At 62.0% G+C, this 16,548-nt stretch carries 14 protein-coding genes and 1 tRNA gene; 9 read left to right on the forward strand and 6 right to left on the reverse strand.

What is annotated here, in order from left to right; translation table 11 throughout:
- Window positions 1-45: 45 nt before the first annotated feature.
- On the reverse strand, window positions 46-1,194 hold the full coding sequence (gene dgoD, locus C2L64_RS02405; protein WP_090835968.1) for a galactonate dehydratase: 1,149 nt from the start codon (window positions 1,192-1,194) through the stop codon (window positions 46-48).
- A gap of 281 nt (window positions 1,195-1,475) precedes the next feature.
- Here dgoD and C2L64_RS02410 point away from each other — a divergent pair, with 281 nt between their 5' ends.
- Window positions 1,476-2,153, forward strand: coding sequence for a FadR/GntR family transcriptional regulator (locus tag C2L64_RS02410; protein WP_176133862.1), 678 nt, complete (start codon window positions 1,476-1,478; stop codon window positions 2,151-2,153).
- An 11-nt stretch (window positions 2,154-2,164) separates the two neighbouring features.
- On the opposite strand, the gene C2L64_RS02415 is transcribed toward C2L64_RS02410, so the two are convergent.
- Entirely contained in the window at window positions 2,165-3,703 is a 1,539-nt protein-coding gene (locus tag C2L64_RS02415) for a DHA2 family efflux MFS transporter permease subunit (RefSeq protein WP_090835969.1), read from the reverse strand.
- Between the two features lie 157 nt (window positions 3,704-3,860).
- Here C2L64_RS02415 and C2L64_RS02420 point away from each other — a divergent pair, with 157 nt between their 5' ends.
- Window positions 3,861-4,304 (forward strand): MarR family winged helix-turn-helix transcriptional regulator, encoded by a 444-nt coding sequence (locus C2L64_RS02420; RefSeq protein ID WP_007737366.1) that lies wholly within the window; start codon window positions 3,861-3,863, stop codon window positions 4,302-4,304.
- Between the two features lie 104 nt (window positions 4,305-4,408).
- On the opposite strand, the gene C2L64_RS02425 is transcribed toward C2L64_RS02420, so the two are convergent.
- The 4 genes from C2L64_RS02425 to C2L64_RS02440 all read right to left on the reverse strand — a co-directional run bounded on the left by C2L64_RS02425 (window position 4,409) and on the right by C2L64_RS02440 (window position 8,759).
- Window positions 4,409-4,485 (reverse strand) — tRNA-Met (locus C2L64_RS02425).
- Between the two features lie 89 nt (window positions 4,486-4,574).
- Window positions 4,575-6,233 carry an MFS transporter gene (locus C2L64_RS02430; RefSeq protein WP_007586123.1) on the reverse strand — a complete coding sequence of 553 codons (1,659 nt, stop codon included), beginning with the start codon at window positions 6,231-6,233 and terminating at the stop codon, window positions 4,575-4,577.
- 228 nt (window positions 6,234-6,461) lie between these two features.
- Window positions 6,462-8,009 (reverse strand): sensor histidine kinase, encoded by a 1,548-nt coding sequence (locus tag C2L64_RS02435; RefSeq protein ID WP_090835970.1) that lies wholly within the window; start codon window positions 8,007-8,009, stop codon window positions 6,462-6,464.
- A 9-nt stretch (window positions 8,010-8,018) separates the two neighbouring features.
- Window positions 8,019-8,759 carry a response regulator gene (locus tag C2L64_RS02440; RefSeq protein WP_007586121.1) on the reverse strand — a complete coding sequence of 247 codons (741 nt, stop codon included), beginning with the start codon at window positions 8,757-8,759 and terminating at the stop codon, window positions 8,019-8,021.
- 235 nt (window positions 8,760-8,994) lie between these two features.
- Between C2L64_RS02440 and recA the strand changes: the two genes are divergently transcribed.
- The 7 genes from recA to C2L64_RS02475 all read left to right on the forward strand — a co-directional run bounded on the left by recA (window position 8,995) and on the right by C2L64_RS02475 (window position 15,645).
- On the forward strand, window positions 8,995-10,071 hold the full coding sequence (gene recA / locus C2L64_RS02445) for a recombinase RecA (RefSeq protein WP_007586120.1): 1,077 nt from the start codon (window positions 8,995-8,997) through the stop codon (window positions 10,069-10,071).
- A gap of 7 nt (window positions 10,072-10,078) precedes the next feature.
- Window positions 10,079-10,849 (forward strand): recombination regulator RecX, encoded by a 771-nt coding sequence (gene recX / locus C2L64_RS02450; RefSeq protein ID WP_090835971.1) that lies wholly within the window; start codon window positions 10,079-10,081, stop codon window positions 10,847-10,849.
- A gap of 182 nt (window positions 10,850-11,031) precedes the next feature.
- Window positions 11,032-11,781, forward strand: a complete 750-nt coding sequence (locus C2L64_RS02455; RefSeq protein WP_007737367.1) for a DUF2889 domain-containing protein — start codon at window positions 11,032-11,034, stop codon at window positions 11,779-11,781.
- Window positions 11,782-11,836: 55 nt separating this feature from the next.
- Window positions 11,837-13,006, forward strand: a complete 1,170-nt coding sequence (gene sucC, locus C2L64_RS02460; RefSeq protein ID WP_007586116.1) for an ADP-forming succinate--CoA ligase subunit beta — start codon at window positions 11,837-11,839, stop codon at window positions 13,004-13,006.
- Between the two features lie 115 nt (window positions 13,007-13,121).
- The gene (gene sucD / locus C2L64_RS02465) at window positions 13,122-14,003 is read left to right on the forward strand and encodes a succinate--CoA ligase subunit alpha (protein ID WP_007737368.1); all 882 of its coding nucleotides are present in this window, start codon (window positions 13,122-13,124) and stop codon (window positions 14,001-14,003) included.
- A gap of 160 nt (window positions 14,004-14,163) precedes the next feature.
- On the forward strand, window positions 14,164-14,889 hold the full coding sequence (locus C2L64_RS02470; protein WP_007590075.1) for a TerC family protein: 726 nt from the start codon (window positions 14,164-14,166) through the stop codon (window positions 14,887-14,889).
- Window positions 14,890-15,027: 138 nt separating this feature from the next.
- Window positions 15,028-15,645 carry a pilin gene (locus C2L64_RS02475; RefSeq protein ID WP_090835972.1) on the forward strand — a complete coding sequence of 206 codons (618 nt, stop codon included), beginning with the start codon at window positions 15,028-15,030 and terminating at the stop codon, window positions 15,643-15,645.
- Window positions 15,646-16,548: the final 903 nt, after the last annotated feature.

Raw genomic sequence — 16,548 nt, forward strand, 5'->3', positions numbered from 1 at the left:
CGAAGGCGGCGTTTGTGTTTCATTCGCGATATCGCGTCTGGTTGCTTACCATTCGGCGACGCTGCCGTCCTCGTGACGCCACACCGGGTTGCGCCAGCGATGGCCGATCTTCGCCATTTCGCGCACCTTCTCCTCGTTCACTTCGATGCCGAGACCCGGCCCTTGCGGGATCGACACGAAGCCGTCTTCGTATTTGAAGACTTCCGGGTTCTTGATGTAGTCGAGCAGATCGTTGCCCTGGTTGTAGTGAATGCCAAGGCTCTGTTCCTGGATGAACGCGTTGTAGCTGACGGCGTCGATCTGCAGGCACGTGGCAAGCGCGATCGGACCGAGCGGGCAGTGCAACGCCAGCGCGACGTCGTAGGCTTCCGCCATCGACGCGATCTTGCGGCACTCCGTAATGCCGCCCGCGTGCGACGCGTCCGGCTGGATGATGTCGACGTAACCGCCCGCGAGAATGTGCTTGAAGTCCCAGCGCGAGTACAGACGCTCGCCGAGCGCGATCGGCGTGCTCGTCTGGTTGACGATGTCGCGCAGCGCCTCGACGTTCTCCGACAGCACGGGTTCTTCGATGAACATCAGCTTGAACGGATCGAGTTCCTTCGCGAGCACCTTCGCCATCGGCTTGTGGACGCGGCCGTGGAAGTCCACGCCGATGCCGACGTTCGGGCCGACCGCTTCACGCACAGCCGCGACGTTGTTGATGACGCCTTGCACCTTGTCAAAGGTGTCGATGATCTGCAACTCTTCGGAGCCGTTCATCTTCACGGCCTTGAAGCCGCGCTCGACGACGGCGCGCGCATTGTTCGCGACGTCGCTTGGGCGGTCGCCGCCGATCCACGAATACACCTTGATGCGATCGCGCACCTGGCCGCCGAGCAGCGTGTGCACGGGCACGCCGTGGAATTTACCCTTGATGTCCCACAACGCCTGATCGACGCCCGCAATCGCGCTCATCGAAATCGGGCCGCCGCGATAGAAGCCGGCGCGGTACATGACCTGCCAATGGTCTTCGATGTTGCGCGGGTCTTTGCCGAGCAGATAGTCGGAGAGTTCGTCGACGGCGGCTGCGACAGTGTGCGCGCGGCCTTCGACAACCGGCTCGCCCCAGCCGACGATGCCCTCGTCGGTCTCGATCTTCACGAAGCACCAGCGCGGCGGAACGATGAATGTCTCGATTTTGGTGATCTTCATGGCGGGAGCGTCTCCTTTGCTTGCAAAGCCGATTGCAGTTGATGGCCGCGGCGCGCCTGTTCGTCCCGCTAATTGGACGTGGCGGCGGCGGCCGTTGAGGAGCCACATCCTACAACAAAATCGCCTTTAAATACTATTAATAGTATTATTTGGCGAAAGGTTTTGTTCGGTGGCGATGGGTTTCGCAGATGCGATCGAAGATAATCGCGGGCGGTCCGCGTTGGCCCGTCGCACGGTGCAGGGCACAAGATCAACCCACAATCAGCATCAGGAGAACCGACATTCAGCGAGATCTGCACGGCCGCGTGGCGTATCTGCTCGGCACAGCCATTCTGCGCGGCGACTATGCGCCCGAATCGATCCTGCCGCGCGAAGCGGAGTTGATGGAGACGTTCGGCGTCAGCCGCACGGTGCTGCGCGAAGCGTTGCGCACGTTGACGTCGAAAGGGCTGATCGAATCGCGGCCGCGCGTGGGAACGCGTGTGCGTCCAAAGCCCGCGTGGAACCTGCTGGATGTGGATGTGCTCGACTGGTATTCACGCGTGGCGCCCGCGATGGATTTCGCGCTCAAGCTGCAGGAAATGCGCGAGATGATCGAGCCGTACGCGGCTGCGCTTGCCGCCGCATCGCACAGCGACGCGACGTTCGGCGCGCTCGACGCCGCGCATTCGGCGATGGTCGCGGCGCGCAATGTCGACGAATGGGTGCGTGCCGATCTGCAATTCCATCTGAGCGTGCTCGCCGCGTGCAGCAACGAACTGCTGATACCACTCGGCACGCTGATCGAACGCACGCTGGAAGCGCAATTGCGGCTGAACGCGAAGCGCGCCGATGTGTTCAACGCGTCGCTGGCCGAGCATACGGCCGTGTTCGAAGCGATCCGCGATCGCGATGCGCCGCGCGCGCGTCACGCGATGGCTTCGTTGCTCGGCGTGACGCGTGGGCGGATCGAAGGCTGAAAGCGTGCGGCTCAATCCATCGCCGCATGTGCGACCGATTCGTCGGGCACCCTGCGCGACGGGCGAATCAGCAGCACGAGCGGGATCACGGCCAGCGTCGCGACGAACATCAGCTTGAAGTCGTTCAGATAAGCGATCATCGCGGCCTGCTGGGTGATCGACACATCGAGCACGGCCATGTCCATGCGCGAACCCGCTGCGAGGATCGGCGCAACGACGGGATTGAACGCCGTCACGTTCGCGGCGAGATCCGAGTGCGAGACCTGTGTGTTGCGCGTGAGCAGCGTCTGCACGATCGAAATGCCGATACTGCTGCCGATATTGCGCATCAGGCTATAGGTGGCAGTACCGTCGGCACGCAACGCGGGCGTCAGCGTCGAGAACGTCAGCGCGCTCAGCGGCACGAACACGAGACCGAGGCCGAAGCCCTGGATCACGCCCGGCCACACGATATCCGACTCCGACAGCACGATCGTGTATTGCATCATCTGCCACAGCGCGAACGCCGATATGACGAAGCCCGCGAGCAGCATCAGGCGCGCGTCGATATGTTTGAGCAGGCGTCCCGCGAACAGCATCGCGATCATCGTCCCCGCGCCGCTCGGCGCCGTCACGAGACCCGTCGTTGCGACGGGATAGTTCATCAGGTTCTGCAGCATCGGCGGCAGCAGCGCGCGCGTCGCGTACATCACTGCGCCGATGATGAAGATGAAAATCGTGCCCGTCGCGAAGTTGCGGTCTTTCAGCAGTTCGTACTTGAAGAACGACGTCTTGCCGACAGTCGCCGTATGCGCGATGAAGAACGCGAAACTGATCGACGCGATCAGCGCTTCGATCACGATCTCATGCGAGCCGAACCAGTCGAGCTGTTCGCCGCGGTCGAGCATCGCCTGCAACGCGCCGATAGCGAGGCCGAGCGTCGCGAAGCCGAACGCGTCGAATTTGGCGTCATGTTTCGGTTCGCGCGACGGAAGGAAGGTCAGTATGCCGAATAGCGCGAAGGCACCGACCGGCACGTTGATGAAGAACACCCAGCGCCAGTTGTAGCTGTCGGTGAGCCAGCCGCCGAGCGTCGGGCCGAGAATCGGGCCGACCATCACGCCCATGCCCCACACGGCCATCGCCTGGCCCTGCTTGTCGCGCGGATTGATGTCGAGCAGGATCGACTGCGACAGCGGCACCAGCGACGCGCCGAAGATGCCCTGCAACAGCCGTGACGCGACGATCTGCGTCAGCGTTTCGGACAGCCCGCACAACGCCGATGCGATCGTGAAGCCGCCCACTGCGAACATCAGCAGACGCTTGACGCTGAGCCGGTCGGACAGCCAGCCGGTCAGCGGCGTCGCGATCGCGGCGGCCACGATGTACGACGTGAGCACCCACGTGATCTCATCCTGCGATGCCGACAAGGTGCCCTGCATATGCGGGAGCGCGACGTTGGCGATGGTGCTGTCGAGTGTCTGCATCAGCGTCGCGAGCATGATCGCGATCGTGATCATCGGACGGTTCAGCTCGACGGCGGGTTTTGCTGCCGGCGAATCGGAGGCCATGAGGCTGAGTCTTCAGAATAGTAAGCATGCTTATTGTATAGGCCGAAGATTCTTATGCATACGCTGAGTTTCCCGAAGTCGTTGTACGCTGCGCGTTTTGGGCGTACTGCGCGCTTTGGGGAAATTGGCATGGCGCGCCGCTTCGTATAATCGCGCGATGAAAACCCATTTTGACGAGCGCTTCGGCTTTCTCATTTCGGATGTCGGCCGGCTGGTCGGCAAGCGTTTCGACGACCTCGCGCGGCTGTCGGTCGATCTGACGCGCGCGCAGTGTCGGGCGCTCGCGTATCTGTCGTTTTACGGCGATATCAACCAGGCGCGGCTCGCGGACCTGCTGGAAGTCGCGCCGATTTCGGCTGGCCGGTTGCTGGACCGGATGGAGGAGGGCGGCTGGATCGAGCGGTTGGGCAATCCGCGCGACCGGCGCGAGAAGCAGATCAGGATCACGGAGAAGGCGGAACGGACGCTCGACGAAGCCAAGCGGGTCGGCGATCAGGTCGCGGCCGAAGGGCTGAGCGGGCTGACCGAGGAAGAGACGAAGCAGCTCATTTCGTTGCTGCAGAAGGTGCGGGGGAATTTGACGAGGATCGTCGATAAGTGAAGAGTGCGCCCTTGTCTGGATCGATTGCGCGGTCTTCGAATTTTCCGCTGAGCTGGAAATGAAAAAGCCGCTGTTTCGTGAGAAACAGCGGCTTTTTTTGAAGCTGGTGGCGAATCAGGGATTCGAACCCCGGACCTGCGGATTATGATTCCGTCGCTCTAACCGGCTGAGCTAATTCGCCAAAAGAAGCGAGATTATGAAGATGCCGGCGGGGGCTGTCAACCCCCGCGCGACAACTTTTTGCGAGAACTCCGGTTACCTACGCCGCGCTCAGTCTTGGGCGTAGATATTGGAGTCTTTGGTCTCCCGCACGAAAAGCAGACCGATCACGAAGGTGGCCAGCGCGATGATGATCGGATACCACAGCCCTGAGTAAATATTGCCCTTCGCCGCGACGATCGCGAACGCCGTCGCTGGCAGGAAGCCGCCGAACCAGCCATTGCCTATGTGATACGGCAGCGACATCGACGTGTAGCGGATCCTCGTTGGGAACATCTCGACCAGCATCGCCGCAATTGGCCCGTACACCATCGTCACGTAGATGACGAGGATCGTCAGGATCACAACGGTCATCGGCCAGTTGATCTGCGATGGATCGGCCTTTGGCGGATATCCAGCCGTCTTCAGCGCGGTGCCCAGGTTCTTGTCGAACGTCTTGCCCGCGTCCTTGGCGTCGGCGGCCTTGCCGTCATAAGTATCGATAGTCGTGTCGCCGACCTTGATCTGCGCGAGCGTGCCCGCCGGCGCCGCCACGTTGTCGTAGTTCAAGCCAGCTTTCGACAGCGCGCCTTTCGCGATATCGCAAGAACTCGTGAACTTCGACGTACCGACCGGGTTGAACTGGAACGAACACTCGTCCGGATTGGCGATCACGACGATAGGCGACTTCTGCGTCGCGGCTTCGAGCGCCGGGTTCGCATAGTGCGTCAGTGCCTTGAACAGCGGGAAGTACGTCAGCGCCGCGATCAGGCAACCTGCCAGGATGATCGGCTTGCGGCCGATCCGGTCGGACAGCGAACCGAAGAACAGGAAGAACGGCGTGCCGATCAGCAGCGCGATCGCGATCAGGATGTTCGCGCTAGCGCCATCGACCTTCAGCGTCTGCGTCAGGAAGAACAGCGCATAGAACTGGCCCGTGTACCAGACAACTGCCTGGCCAGCCGTCACGCCAATCAGAGCCAGAATGACGATCTTCAGATTCTTCCATTGTCCGAAGGCTTCCGACAGCGGTGCCTTCGACGTCTTGCCTTCAGCCTTGATGCGCTCGAAAGCCGGCGACTCGTGCAGTTGCATCCGGATCCACACCGAGATGCCGAGCAGCGCCAGCGACGCGACGAACGGAATGCGCCAGCCCCATGCGCCGAACGCGTCTTCGCCCATTGCCGTGCGTACGCCGAGAATCACGAGCAGCGACAGGAACAGGCCGAGCGTTGCCGTCGTCTGGATCCACGCGGTGTAGAAGCCACGACGGTTGGCGGGCGCATGTTCTGCGACGTAAGTCGCGGCGCCGCCGTACTCGCCGCCGAGGGCAAGACCCTGCAGCAGACGCATCGCGATGAAGATCACCGGCGATGCCATGCCGATCGCCGCATAGCCCGGCAGGAAACCGACCACGCAGGTCGACAGGCCCATGATCACGATTGTGATCAGGAACGTGTACTTGCGGCCGACCATGTCGCCGAGCCGCCCGAACACCAGCGCGCCGAACGGACGCACTGCGAAACCGGCCGCGAAGCCGAGAAGGGTAAAGATGAATGCGGCTGTCGGATTGACGCCTGAGAAAAAGCTCTTGCTGATGAAGGCCGCGAGCGAGCCAGCCAGATAAAAGTCGTACCACTCGAAAACCGTCCCCAACGATGACGCGAAGATTACCCGTTTCTCTTCTTTCGTCATCGGCGCGTGCGAGATTTGCCCGCTTACGGTAGCCATATGTCGTCTCCAGTATTGATATCAGTCGCGGCTCGCCAGGTCGGGCGTGTCCGTGTAGCGATTATTGGAGTGGAAACTTACGGCCTTCTGACTCGGGAAGGGTTTGTTTGAGAGTGTTGAAAATCGTGGAATTTCTCGCTTAATGTTCGCAACGTCGGCTATTGCATGCTTTATTGCGGCTAAACTGGTGGCATGTTAGTGCTGACTGAAATGCGTGAAACTGACGGATTAGGGTAAATCCCGTACACGATCCATCATCCTTAAGCTGACGCGAACGAGGGTTCCGGCGAGGCGCGGCGACGTCTGATAGACGTTGTCCTCGATGGCAAGCGTGCCGCCGTGCATCGTCGCGATTTCGCGGACGATGGCCAGACCCAGTCCGCTGCCGTCACCTTCGCGCCCGAGAATCCGGTAGAAGCGCTCGACCACGCGTTCACGCTCGGCGGCGGGAATGCCAAGGCCCGTGTCCTCTACTTCGAGATGAGCCATGCGGGCGACGTCGTCGCGCCGCACCCGCACGGTGATCCGTCCGCCTGCGGGCGTGTAGCGGATCGCGTTGTCGATCAGGTTCGACAGCATCTCGCGCAACATCACGGGGTTGCCTTCCACTTCGATCGCTTCTTCGGGCGTCTCCGGACCTTCGTAGCCGAGATCCATCTGCTTTGCGAGCGCGGGCTGGACCCAGTCGCGCACGGCGCTGCGGGCAACGTCGCCAATCTCGACGGGCGTGAAGATCTGGCCGGACATGCGGTTCTCCGCGCGCGCGAGCGCAAGCAACTGCGTGACGAGCCGCGCGGCGTGCTCCGAGCTCGTCGCGATCTGCTCGAGCGAGCGATGCACTTCCGCCGACGCATCCTGGCGCAGCGCCAGCTCGGCTTGTGTACGCAAGCCCGCGAGCGGTGTCTTCATCTGATGCGCGGCATCGGCGATGAAGCGCTTTTGCAGTTCCATGTTCTGTTCGAGACGCGTCAGCAGATCGTTGAACGACGTGACGAGCGGCTCGATTTCCGGCGGCGCGCGGCGCGCTTCGAGCGGCGACAGGTCATCGGGGCGCCGCGCGCGAATATGCGCCTGCAGCGCGTGCAGCGGCGCAAGACCGCGCGACAGCCCGAACCACACGAGCAGGATGGCGAGCGGCAGGATCACGAACTGCGGCAGGATCACGCCCTTGATGATGTCGTTGGCGAGCGCGCTGCGTTTATCGAGCGTTTCGGCCACCTGCACGAGCACGGGCTGCGCGCCCGGCGTCTGCGGAAACTCGACGGTGGTGTACGCGACGCGGATGTCGTTGCCGCGCACCATGTCGTCGCGAAACTCGACGATGCCCGGCTGCGGCCGGTCTTCCTCGCGCGGCAGCGGCATGTCGCGGTCGCCTGCAACCAGCTCGCCGCGTGTGCCGAGCACCTGATAGAACACGCTATCTATATTGTCGGCACGAAGAAAATCACGCGTCGAATCGGGCAGCGTCAGCTCGGCGATGCCATTGACGGGGTGAATCTGCCGCGCGAGCACGTAGGCGTCGGTTTCGAGCGCGCGATCGAACGGTCCGTTCGCAATCGACTTCGCGACCAGGTACGTGACGGCAAGGCTCATCGGCCATAGCAGCAGCAACGGCGCGAGCATCCAGTCGAGGATCTCGCCGAAGAGCGAACGCGGACGCGTCTCCGCAGCCGCCTCGGTTTCATCGGGCGGCGCGAAAGGATTCGCGTAGCGCGCGTCGCGGACTTCGTCGAGATCCGCCGCGTGCGCCGTGGCGCGCGGTGCGCGGACGGACATGGAACGCCTTTACTTGAAGTAGTGGCTTGCTGGCATCGCAGCGGGCGCGTCGGACGGCTCGGACTGCTGCGCCGGCGTCTGGGGCGCAGCCTTCTCCAGACAGTAACCCAACCCGCGCACGGTGATGATGCGCACGCCGCTCGGTTCGATCTTCTTGCGCAGCCGGTGCACGTACACCTCGATCGCGTTGTTGCTGACCTCTTCGCCCCATTCACACAGGTGATCGACCAGCTGTTCCTTCGACACCAGCCGCCCGATCCGCTGCAACAGGACTTCGAGCAATCCTAGCTCACGCGCGGACAGATCGATAACCTGCTCATTGGCATAGGCAATCCGGCCGACCTGATCGAACGACAGCGAGCCGTGCTTGACGACGGTCGGCCCGCCGCCCGCGCCGCGCCGCGTGAGGGCACGCACGCGGGCTTCGAGCTCGTTCAGCGCGAAGGGCTTGGCCATGTAATCGTCGGCGCCGAGATCGAGGCCCTTCACGCGCTCGTCGACGCTGTCGGCTGCCGTCAGGATCAGCACGGGTACGTTCGAATTGCGCGCGCGCAGACGCCGCAGCACTTCGAGGCCGGACATTTTCGGCAGGCCGAGATCGAGGATGACGAGGTCGAAAGTCTGCATCGACAGCGCGGTATCCGCTTCCGCTCCCGTCTTCACATGGTCAACGGCGTATGCCGATTGGCGGAGTGATCGGACGAGACCGTCCGCGAGTATGCTGTCGTCTTCGGCAATGAGAATTCGCATGATGCGCCCTGCCCGGCCGGCACCGGGGTGCTCCGGCGCACAGCGTCTCCGAAAGATTTTGTTGGTAGTCGGTGTTGTCCGTTTGCACATGTGGACGTCCGCATGCGAATCGGGCTTGCCAAGACTACTGTTTTTTTATACAGTGTCTGCGTTTAGCGTGCTGGTTGGTCGAACCGGGTTCACAACGGCCTGCACACCTGCCTCAGACGCCGTTCATCATAGCAAAGGACGATTCATGGAAGAAAGCAAGAAAGGCTCGGCTGGACTGACTGCGGAAAAGAGCAAGGCACTCGCGGCCGCGCTTGCGCAGATCGAAAAGCAGTTCGGCAAAGGGTCGGTCATGCGGCTCGGCCAGGGTGAGGCAGTCGAAGATATCCAGGTGGTCTCCACGGGATCGCTGGGGCTCGACATCGCGCTGGGCGTCGGTGGTCTGCCGCGTGGCCGTGTGGTGGAAATCTACGGGCCGGAATCGTCGGGTAAAACCACGCTGACGCTGCAGGTCGTCGCCGAAATGCAGAAGCTTGGCGGCACGGCAGCATTCATCGACGCGGAACACGCGCTGGATATTCAGTACGCGCAAAAGCTCGGCGTGGACGTCAGCGACCTTCTGGTTTCGCAGCCGGACACCGGCGAACAGGCGCTCGAAATCGCGGATGCGCTGGTGCGTTCGGGGTCGATCGACATGATCGTGATCGACTCGGTCGCGGCGCTGGTGCCGAAGGCCGAAATCGAAGGCGAAATGGGCGATTCGCTGCCGGGTCTGCAGGCGCGTCTGATGTCGCAGGCGCTGCGCAAGTTGACGGGCACGATCAAGCGCACGAACTGCCTCGTGATCTTCATCAACCAGATCCGCATGAAGATCGGCGTCATGTTCGGCAACCCGGAAACCACCACGGGTGGTAACGCGCTGAAGTTCTACGCGTCGGTGCGTCTGGACATTCGCCGTATCGGTTCGATCAAGAAGAACGACGAAGTGATCGGCAACGAAACGCGCGTGAAGGTGGTGAAGAACAAGGTGGCGCCGCCATTCCGCGAAGCGATCTTTGACATCCTCTACGGCGAAGGTATCTCGCGTCAGGGCGAAATCATCGACCTCGGCGTGCAGGCAAAGATCGTCGACAAGGCGGGCGCCTGGTACAGCTACAGCGGCGAACGCATTGGTCAAGGCAAGGACAACGCGCGTGAATTCCTGCGCGAGAATCCGGACATTGCACGCGAGATCGAAAACCGTATCCGTGAGTCGCTGGGCGTGAATGCCATGCCGGCGGGCGCTGCCGTCAGTGCCGACGAGGAAGTGGGCGAAGAGGAGTAATCGTCGCGTGATACGCAAGGGCCGCTCTGCTTCCTCGACTACGGGCGCAGGACGCAGCGCGGGCGGCCCGCGTGACGACGATGCATTCGAATCGTCGTCACGCTTGTCTTCAAGCCCGTCTGCTTCTACGGCAGCATCGTTTTCAAACGACTCGTCATCCGACAACTTCGATCCATTCGAATCGTTCGATGCTCACGATCGTGCCGCCGGTCTGGGTGCCGCTTCGCGTGACCGCCCGGACGCGGATGCCAGCAGCGAAGAAGTCACCTATACGCGCTCGCGTCGCCAGCCAGGCGAAGGCAAACCCGCTGATACAGCGAGCCGCGCCTCACAACGTCCCACACGCTCTCTCAAAGGCCGTGCGCTCGGCTATCTTTCGCGCCGCGAGTACAGTCGCGCGGAGTTGTCGCGCAAGCTCTCGCCATACGCGGAAGAGGGCGAATCAATCGACGCATTGCTGGATTCGCTCGAAAGCGAAGGCTGGCTGTCGGATTCTCGTTTCGCGGAAAGCCTGCTTAATCGGCGTGCATCGCGCATGGGCGCGGGCCGCATCGTCAACGAACTCAAGCGTCATTCGGTCGGACAGGAACTGGTCGAAGAAGTGAGCGCGCAGTTACGCGAAACCGAACTGGCGCGGGCTCAGGCGGTGTGGCGCAAGAAGTTCGGCGCGTTGCCCGAAACACCCAACGAACGCGCAAAGCAGGCGCGCTTTCTTGCCACGCGGGGTTTTTCTCAGGGAATCATCGGGAAGATTCTCAAGGGTATCGACGAAGACTGACCGTCCGAATAGGCCGGCGTGCGACGCGCAAAAAAATGACGCACTGCACGAAACACCAGGCTGCCACGCCACCCTCGAGACCGCTCAAACCCGGCCCCATTAAGCCTCTGCGGGCTTCGGCCAGTCTCAAATACCCAGTATGCTAAAATTCAACGGTTCTTAAATCCGGCCTTTGTTCTCGCATGCCGCTCTCTCCGCCAGTGTCCCGACAGTTGCGCCATCGCCGCGCAATCCGAGCGGACGCATACGAGCGTGAAGATGGGCTGTGGGATATCGAGGCATGCCTCACCGACGACAAGCCGCGTGACGTTAAGCTTGCGTCGGGTGTCCGGCCGAACGGCCTGCCGATCCATGAACTCTGGCTCCGCATCACGATCGATCGCAAGCTCAATGTCGTCGACGCTGAAGCGTCGTCCGACTGGGTTCCGTATCCCGGTCTGTGTGAAGTCTCCAATCCCGCCTATCGCGCCCTCATCGGGCTCAATCTGTTGCAAAACTTCCGTCGCGATGCTGCCCGTTTGCTGGCCGGCACGACAGGCTGCACGCATCTCACCGAGTTGTGCGCAATCCTGCCGACTGCCGCCATCCAGGCGTTCGCGGGCGACGTGTGGAATACCGACAAAGGCGGGCCAGGAAGCGAGGAGCACGCGGGTTCATCCACTGGATCGGCAGACGGTTCAACCCGAGGCACGCAAGGCAGCACGGGACAAGACGCCCAAGACAACGCTTCGAGCGGGCAAGCAAGCGAACAGGCGAGCGAGCAATCAAACGACAAACCGCCATTCCAGTTGGGCCGCTGCCATGCGCTGCGGTTCGACGGCGAGGCGGTGCGACAGTTTTATCCGCGCTGGTACGGCCACGCGCCGCGTTCAGCGGATCGCGCGGATGCCGCACCCAACGGACAGGCCGTGAAGACGGCGCGTCCGGAGTAAGCGGTCCAGCCGGAAGCGAAGTTCAATCCAACTCTCAGACTGAAGGGAATCACGCATGAAGATTCACGAGTACCAGGGTAAGGAAATCCTGCGGAAATTCGGAGTCGCGGTACCGCGCGGCAAGCCGGTCTTCTCGGTGGATGATGCGGTCAAGGCCGCTCAAGAGCTCGGTGGCCCGGTGTGGGTCGTCAAGGCTCAGATCCACGCGGGTGGCCGTGGCAAGGGTGGCGGCGTGAAGGTTGCGAAGTCGCTGGACCAGGTTCGTGAGTACTCGAACCAGATCCTCGGCATGCAGCTCGTCACGCACCAGACGGGCCCGGAAGGCCAGAAGGTGAATCGCCTGCTGATCGAAGAAGGCGCTGACATCAAGAAGGAACTGTATGTCGGTCTCGTGATCGATCGCGTTTCGCAAAAGATCGTCGTGATGGCGTCGAGCGAAGGCGGCATGGACGTCGAAGAAGTCGCAGAAAAGACGCCCGAGCTGATCCACAAGATCGCGGTCGATCCGTCGACGGGTCTGAAAGACGCCGAAGCTGACGATCTCGCGAAGAAGATCGGCGTGCCCGACGCATCGATCCCGCAAGCGCGCGCGATCCTGCAAGGCCTGTACAAGGCATTCTGGGAAACGGACGCATCGCTGGCCGAAATCAACCCGCTGATCCTGACGGGCGACGGCAAGGTGATCGCGCTGGACGCCAAGTTCAACTTCGATTCGAACGCACTGTTCCGTCATCCGGAAATCGTCGCTTACCGCGATCTGGACGAAGAAGATCCGGCTGAAGTCGAAGCGTCGAAGTTCGACCTCGCGTACATCTCGCTCGACGGCAACATCGGCTGCCTGGTGAACGGCGCTGGTCTGGCGATGGCGACGATGGACACGATCAAGCTGTTCGGCGGCGAGCCGGCGAACTTCCTCGACGTCGGCGGTGGCGCGACGACCGAGAAGGTCACGGAAGCGTTCAAGCTGATGCTGAAGAACCCGAACCTGACGGCGATTCTCGTCAACATCTTCGGCGGCATCATGCGTTGCGACGTGATCGCGGAAGGCGTGATCGCTGCTTCGAAGGCGGTCGATCTGCAAGTGCCGCTCGTCGTGCGCATGAAGGGCACGAACGAAGACCTCGGCAAGAAGATGCTGGCCGATTCCGGCCTGCCGATCATCTCGGCAGACAGCATGGAAGAAGCTGCGCAGAAGGTCGTCGCGGCTGCCGCAGGCAAGGCCTGATCGCCCCGGCGCTTATCACCGGATTACGAATGGCGGCGTGCGAGCGGCGCGGGCAAAGCGTATTTGCCGCGCGCAACGCTATTGAGCACGCCACCAAACGAACAGAGGTCAATACATGTCGATTCTGATCAACAAAGACACCAAGGTCATCACGCAGGGCATCACCGGCAAGACCGGTCAGTTCCACACGCGCGCATGCCGTGAATATGCAAACGGCCGCGAAGCATTCGTCGCGGGCGTGAACCCGAAGAAGGCTGGCGAAGATTTCGAAGGCATTCCCATCTACGCTAGCGTGAAGGAAGCCAAGGAAGAAACGGGCGCGACCGTCTCGGTCATCTACGTGCCGCCCGCAGGCGCCGCTGCTGCAATCTGGGAAGCCGTCGAAGCCGATCTCGATCTCGCGATCTGCATCACGGAAGGCATCCCCGTTCGCGACATGATCGAACTCAAGGCTCGCATGCGCGCGGAAAACCGCAAGACGCTGCTGCTCGGACCGAACTGCCCGGGCACGATCACGCCGGACGAACTGAAGATCGGCATCATGCCGGGTCACATCCACCGCAAGGGCCGCATCGGCGTCGTGTCGCGTTCGGGCACGCTGACGTATGAAGCAGTTGGCCAGCTGACCGCGATCGGCCTCGGCCAGTCGTCGGCAGTCGGTATCGGCGGCGACCCGATCAACGGTCTGAAGCACATCGACGTGATGAAGATGTTCAACGACGATCCGGAAACGGACGCCGTGATCATGATCGGTGAAATCGGTGGCCCGGACGAAGCGAACGCTGCTTACTGGATCAAGGACAACATGAAGAAGCCGGTGGTTGGCTTCATCGCTGGCGTCACGGCGCCTCCGGGCAAGCGCATGGGCCACGCCGGCGCGCTGATCTCGGGTGGTGCGGATACGGCCGACGCGAAGCTGGAAATCATGGACGCCTGCGGTATCAAGGTCACGAAGAACCCGTCGGAAATGGCGCGTCTTCTGAAGGCGATGCTGTAAGAAGTGTTGCGATAAGCTCAAGAAACGCCGGTCAGTGCCGGCATTTTTTGATACTCTTACGAAGTCCTTTCGTAAGACGCGACGATAAGCGAGGGAGCGAGCAATTGCTGCCTCGCTTTTTTGTTGCCGTTTGCTTTCGCTACCTTCTATCCTGCTTTCCATGCTCGAATTCCTCACTACGCTCCACTGGGGCGCCGTCTTCCAGATCATCGTCATCGACATCCTGCTGGGTGGCGATAACGCCGTCGTGATCGCGCTCGCGTGCCGCAACCTGCCGCCCGCGCAGCGCACGAAGGGCGTGTTGTGGGGGACGCTGGGCGCCATCGTGCTGCGTGTCGCGCTGATAGCGTTTGCGGTCGCTCTGCTCGATGTGCCGTTGCTCAAGTTCGCGGGCGGCCTGCTGCTGCTGTGGATCGGCGTGCGCCTGCTGGCACCCGCGCCCGACGCGCACGCGAATGTCAAACCCGCCGACAAGCTGGTCGCGGCCATCAAGACGATCATCGTGGCCGACGCCGTGATGAGCCTCGACAACGTGATCGCTATTGCCGGCGCCGCCGAGGCCGCCGAGCCGCATCACCGCATCGCCCTCGTCGTGTTCGGGCTGATCGTCAGCATTCCGCTGATCGTCTGGGGCAGCCAGCTCGTGCTGAAGCTGCTGGACCGTTATCCCGTCGTCATTACGCTGGGCGGCGCGCTGCTCGGCTGGATCGCGGGCGGTCTCATCATCAACGACCCGGCGGGCGACCGTTGGCCCGTGCTCGATACGCCCGTTGCCGAGTACGGCATGAGCATCGCTTGCGCGCTGTTCGTCGTGATCCTTGGTTATGCGATGAAGCGGCGCAACGCAAGCCGTATCGCCGGCGATACCCCGCCGGGCACGCATTGACCGCAGTCACTTTACCGATGCATCCGCCCGTGCACCATTAGCCATTCGGCCGACTGTTGGCGCGATTCACGGCTCGCTACGATCGAAGCGCCTGTCCTGATTCCCGGGGCAGGCGCTTTCGTTTTGAGGAGCCTGCTGATGACCGCTATCGTTGCCGTTGCTTCGTTGTCCACGTTTTGTGCGCCCTGGCTGCGCGCCCGTTCGTCGGGCTCATGGCCCGTCCCGCTTGCTCGCATCAGGCGTTGGTGGGGCTTCACGCTGATCGAACTGATGATCGTGCTGGCCATCGTCGGCGTGATCGCCGCGTATGCGATTCCCGCGTATCAGGACTATCTCGCGCGCAGCCGCGTCGGCGAGGGGTTGTCGCTGGCGTCCGCGGCGCAGTTGACCGTCGGTGAGAACGCCGGCAGCGGCAATGCATTCGGCAGCGGCTACGCGTCGCCGCCCGCCACACGCAACGTGCAGTCGATCCATATCGACGACGACACGGGCCAGATTACCGTCGCGTTCGCGGCGCGCGTCTCGGACGACGGCGCGAACACGATCGTGTTCGTGCCGTCTGCGCCCGACAGCGCCGACACGCCCACAGCCCGCGTCGCGCTGACGAAAGGCGCGGCGCAGAAGGGGACCATCACGTGGGAATGCTTCGCGGGCGGCAAGGCTGCCTCGTCGCTGCCGGCCCCGGGAGCTGGTCCGTTGCCCGCCGATGCTCCGACGCTGCCGTCGAATCTCGCGCCGCCCGAGTGCCGCAGCTGAGTGGACGTGGAAGATTCGCGACGTAAGTCGGGCATGAGTCCGGCATGAGCCCGGTATAAACCGAACCCGCATCAAAGGCCGTGGCAAAAATGTCCATGCCACGGCCCGATTCCGGGTTATTTCCGCCGAGCCGGCGCACAGCGTAAGGATTTTTTTGTATAGTGCGCCGGTTGGTGCGACACGCACGCTCGTGTCCGTATGCCCTACGTTACGGGGCATCGACTAGAGGGTTATTGAAACGGTCTTGGCCGGATCACCATGCCCTCCGCAGGCGGCCCCCTTGTGGGCCGCAATTGAAGCAGTAGACGTGCTCCTTGTGAGCACGCTTTTTAGTGAAAGCGGGACCCGGAGCAGTTTGCCGGATACCGCATTGCATTGACCTGATTACCGTCAGGTCCCGCCCAGTCAGCGGCTTCATTCCCGCCGACAGGGCGGGGTGATGTGTGCAATTCCTGCGCCAGTAGGCAACGGAGTCGCTAGACGATACGAGCGAAAGCTCGGTGTGTCATTGTTTTGCCTCGCCTGATGTCTGGGCGAGGAAGTGAACCTGCTGTACGACCAGCAGTAGCCTAGGAAGACATGCGTCACTGGCAACGGTGGGGTGTGAAGCTCTTCTGACAATGTAGCCCCCGGACGTTTCGGGCAGATTGGTTCCGTGAGGGACGGTCTGGAGACTCCCAGCAGCAAGGGGGTTGAGGAGCTAGGCTGGCTGATAAGGTTAACGTAAGTGAACTGCTGATAAACCTCGTAAGCACTGAGGAGCCAAAGCTGCTTGAACATTGGGCTCTAACCAAAAGGTACGTGGCTGGTTAATCCGCTCAACCGTCGGATTACGTCGTCACTCAGCCACCGGGGAAGAGGCAGAACCTACGTCAGTCGTGTGACATGCCGGGAACGTGGTAA

It is taken from the genome of Paraburkholderia hospita (genome assembly GCF_002902965.1).
Lineage (GTDB): Bacteria > Pseudomonadota > Gammaproteobacteria > Burkholderiales > Burkholderiaceae > Paraburkholderia > Paraburkholderia hospita.

Coding starts and splice junctions, on each gene's coding strand:
- dgoD (WP_090835968.1), bottom strand. CDS start 1,194: ATGAAGATCACCAAAATCGAGACATTCATCGTTCCGCCGCGCTGGTGC.
- C2L64_RS02415 (WP_090835969.1), bottom strand. CDS start 3,703: ATGGCCTCCGATTCGCCGGCAGCAAAACCCGCCGTCGAGCTGAACCGT.
- C2L64_RS02420 (WP_007737366.1), top strand. CDS start 3,861: ATGAAAACCCATTTTGACGAGCGCTTCGGCTTTCTCATTTCGGATGTC.
- C2L64_RS02430 (WP_007586123.1), bottom strand. CDS start 6,233: ATGGCTACCGTAAGCGGGCAAATCTCGCACGCGCCGATGACGAAAGAA.
- C2L64_RS02435 (WP_090835970.1), bottom strand. CDS start 8,009: ATGTCCGTCCGCGCACCGCGCGCCACGGCGCACGCGGCGGATCTCGAC.
- C2L64_RS02440 (WP_007586121.1), bottom strand. CDS start 8,759: ATGCGAATTCTCATTGCCGAAGACGACAGCATACTCGCGGACGGTCTC.
- recA (WP_007586120.1), top strand. CDS start 8,995: ATGGAAGAAAGCAAGAAAGGCTCGGCTGGACTGACTGCGGAAAAGAGC.
- C2L64_RS02455 (WP_007737367.1), top strand. CDS start 11,032: ATGCCGCTCTCTCCGCCAGTGTCCCGACAGTTGCGCCATCGCCGCGCA.
- sucC (WP_007586116.1), top strand. CDS start 11,837: ATGAAGATTCACGAGTACCAGGGTAAGGAAATCCTGCGGAAATTCGGA.
- sucD (WP_007737368.1), top strand. CDS start 13,122: ATGTCGATTCTGATCAACAAAGACACCAAGGTCATCACGCAGGGCATC.
- C2L64_RS02470 (WP_007590075.1), top strand. CDS start 14,164: ATGCTCGAATTCCTCACTACGCTCCACTGGGGCGCCGTCTTCCAGATC.
- C2L64_RS02475 (WP_090835972.1), top strand. CDS start 15,028: ATGACCGCTATCGTTGCCGTTGCTTCGTTGTCCACGTTTTGTGCGCCC.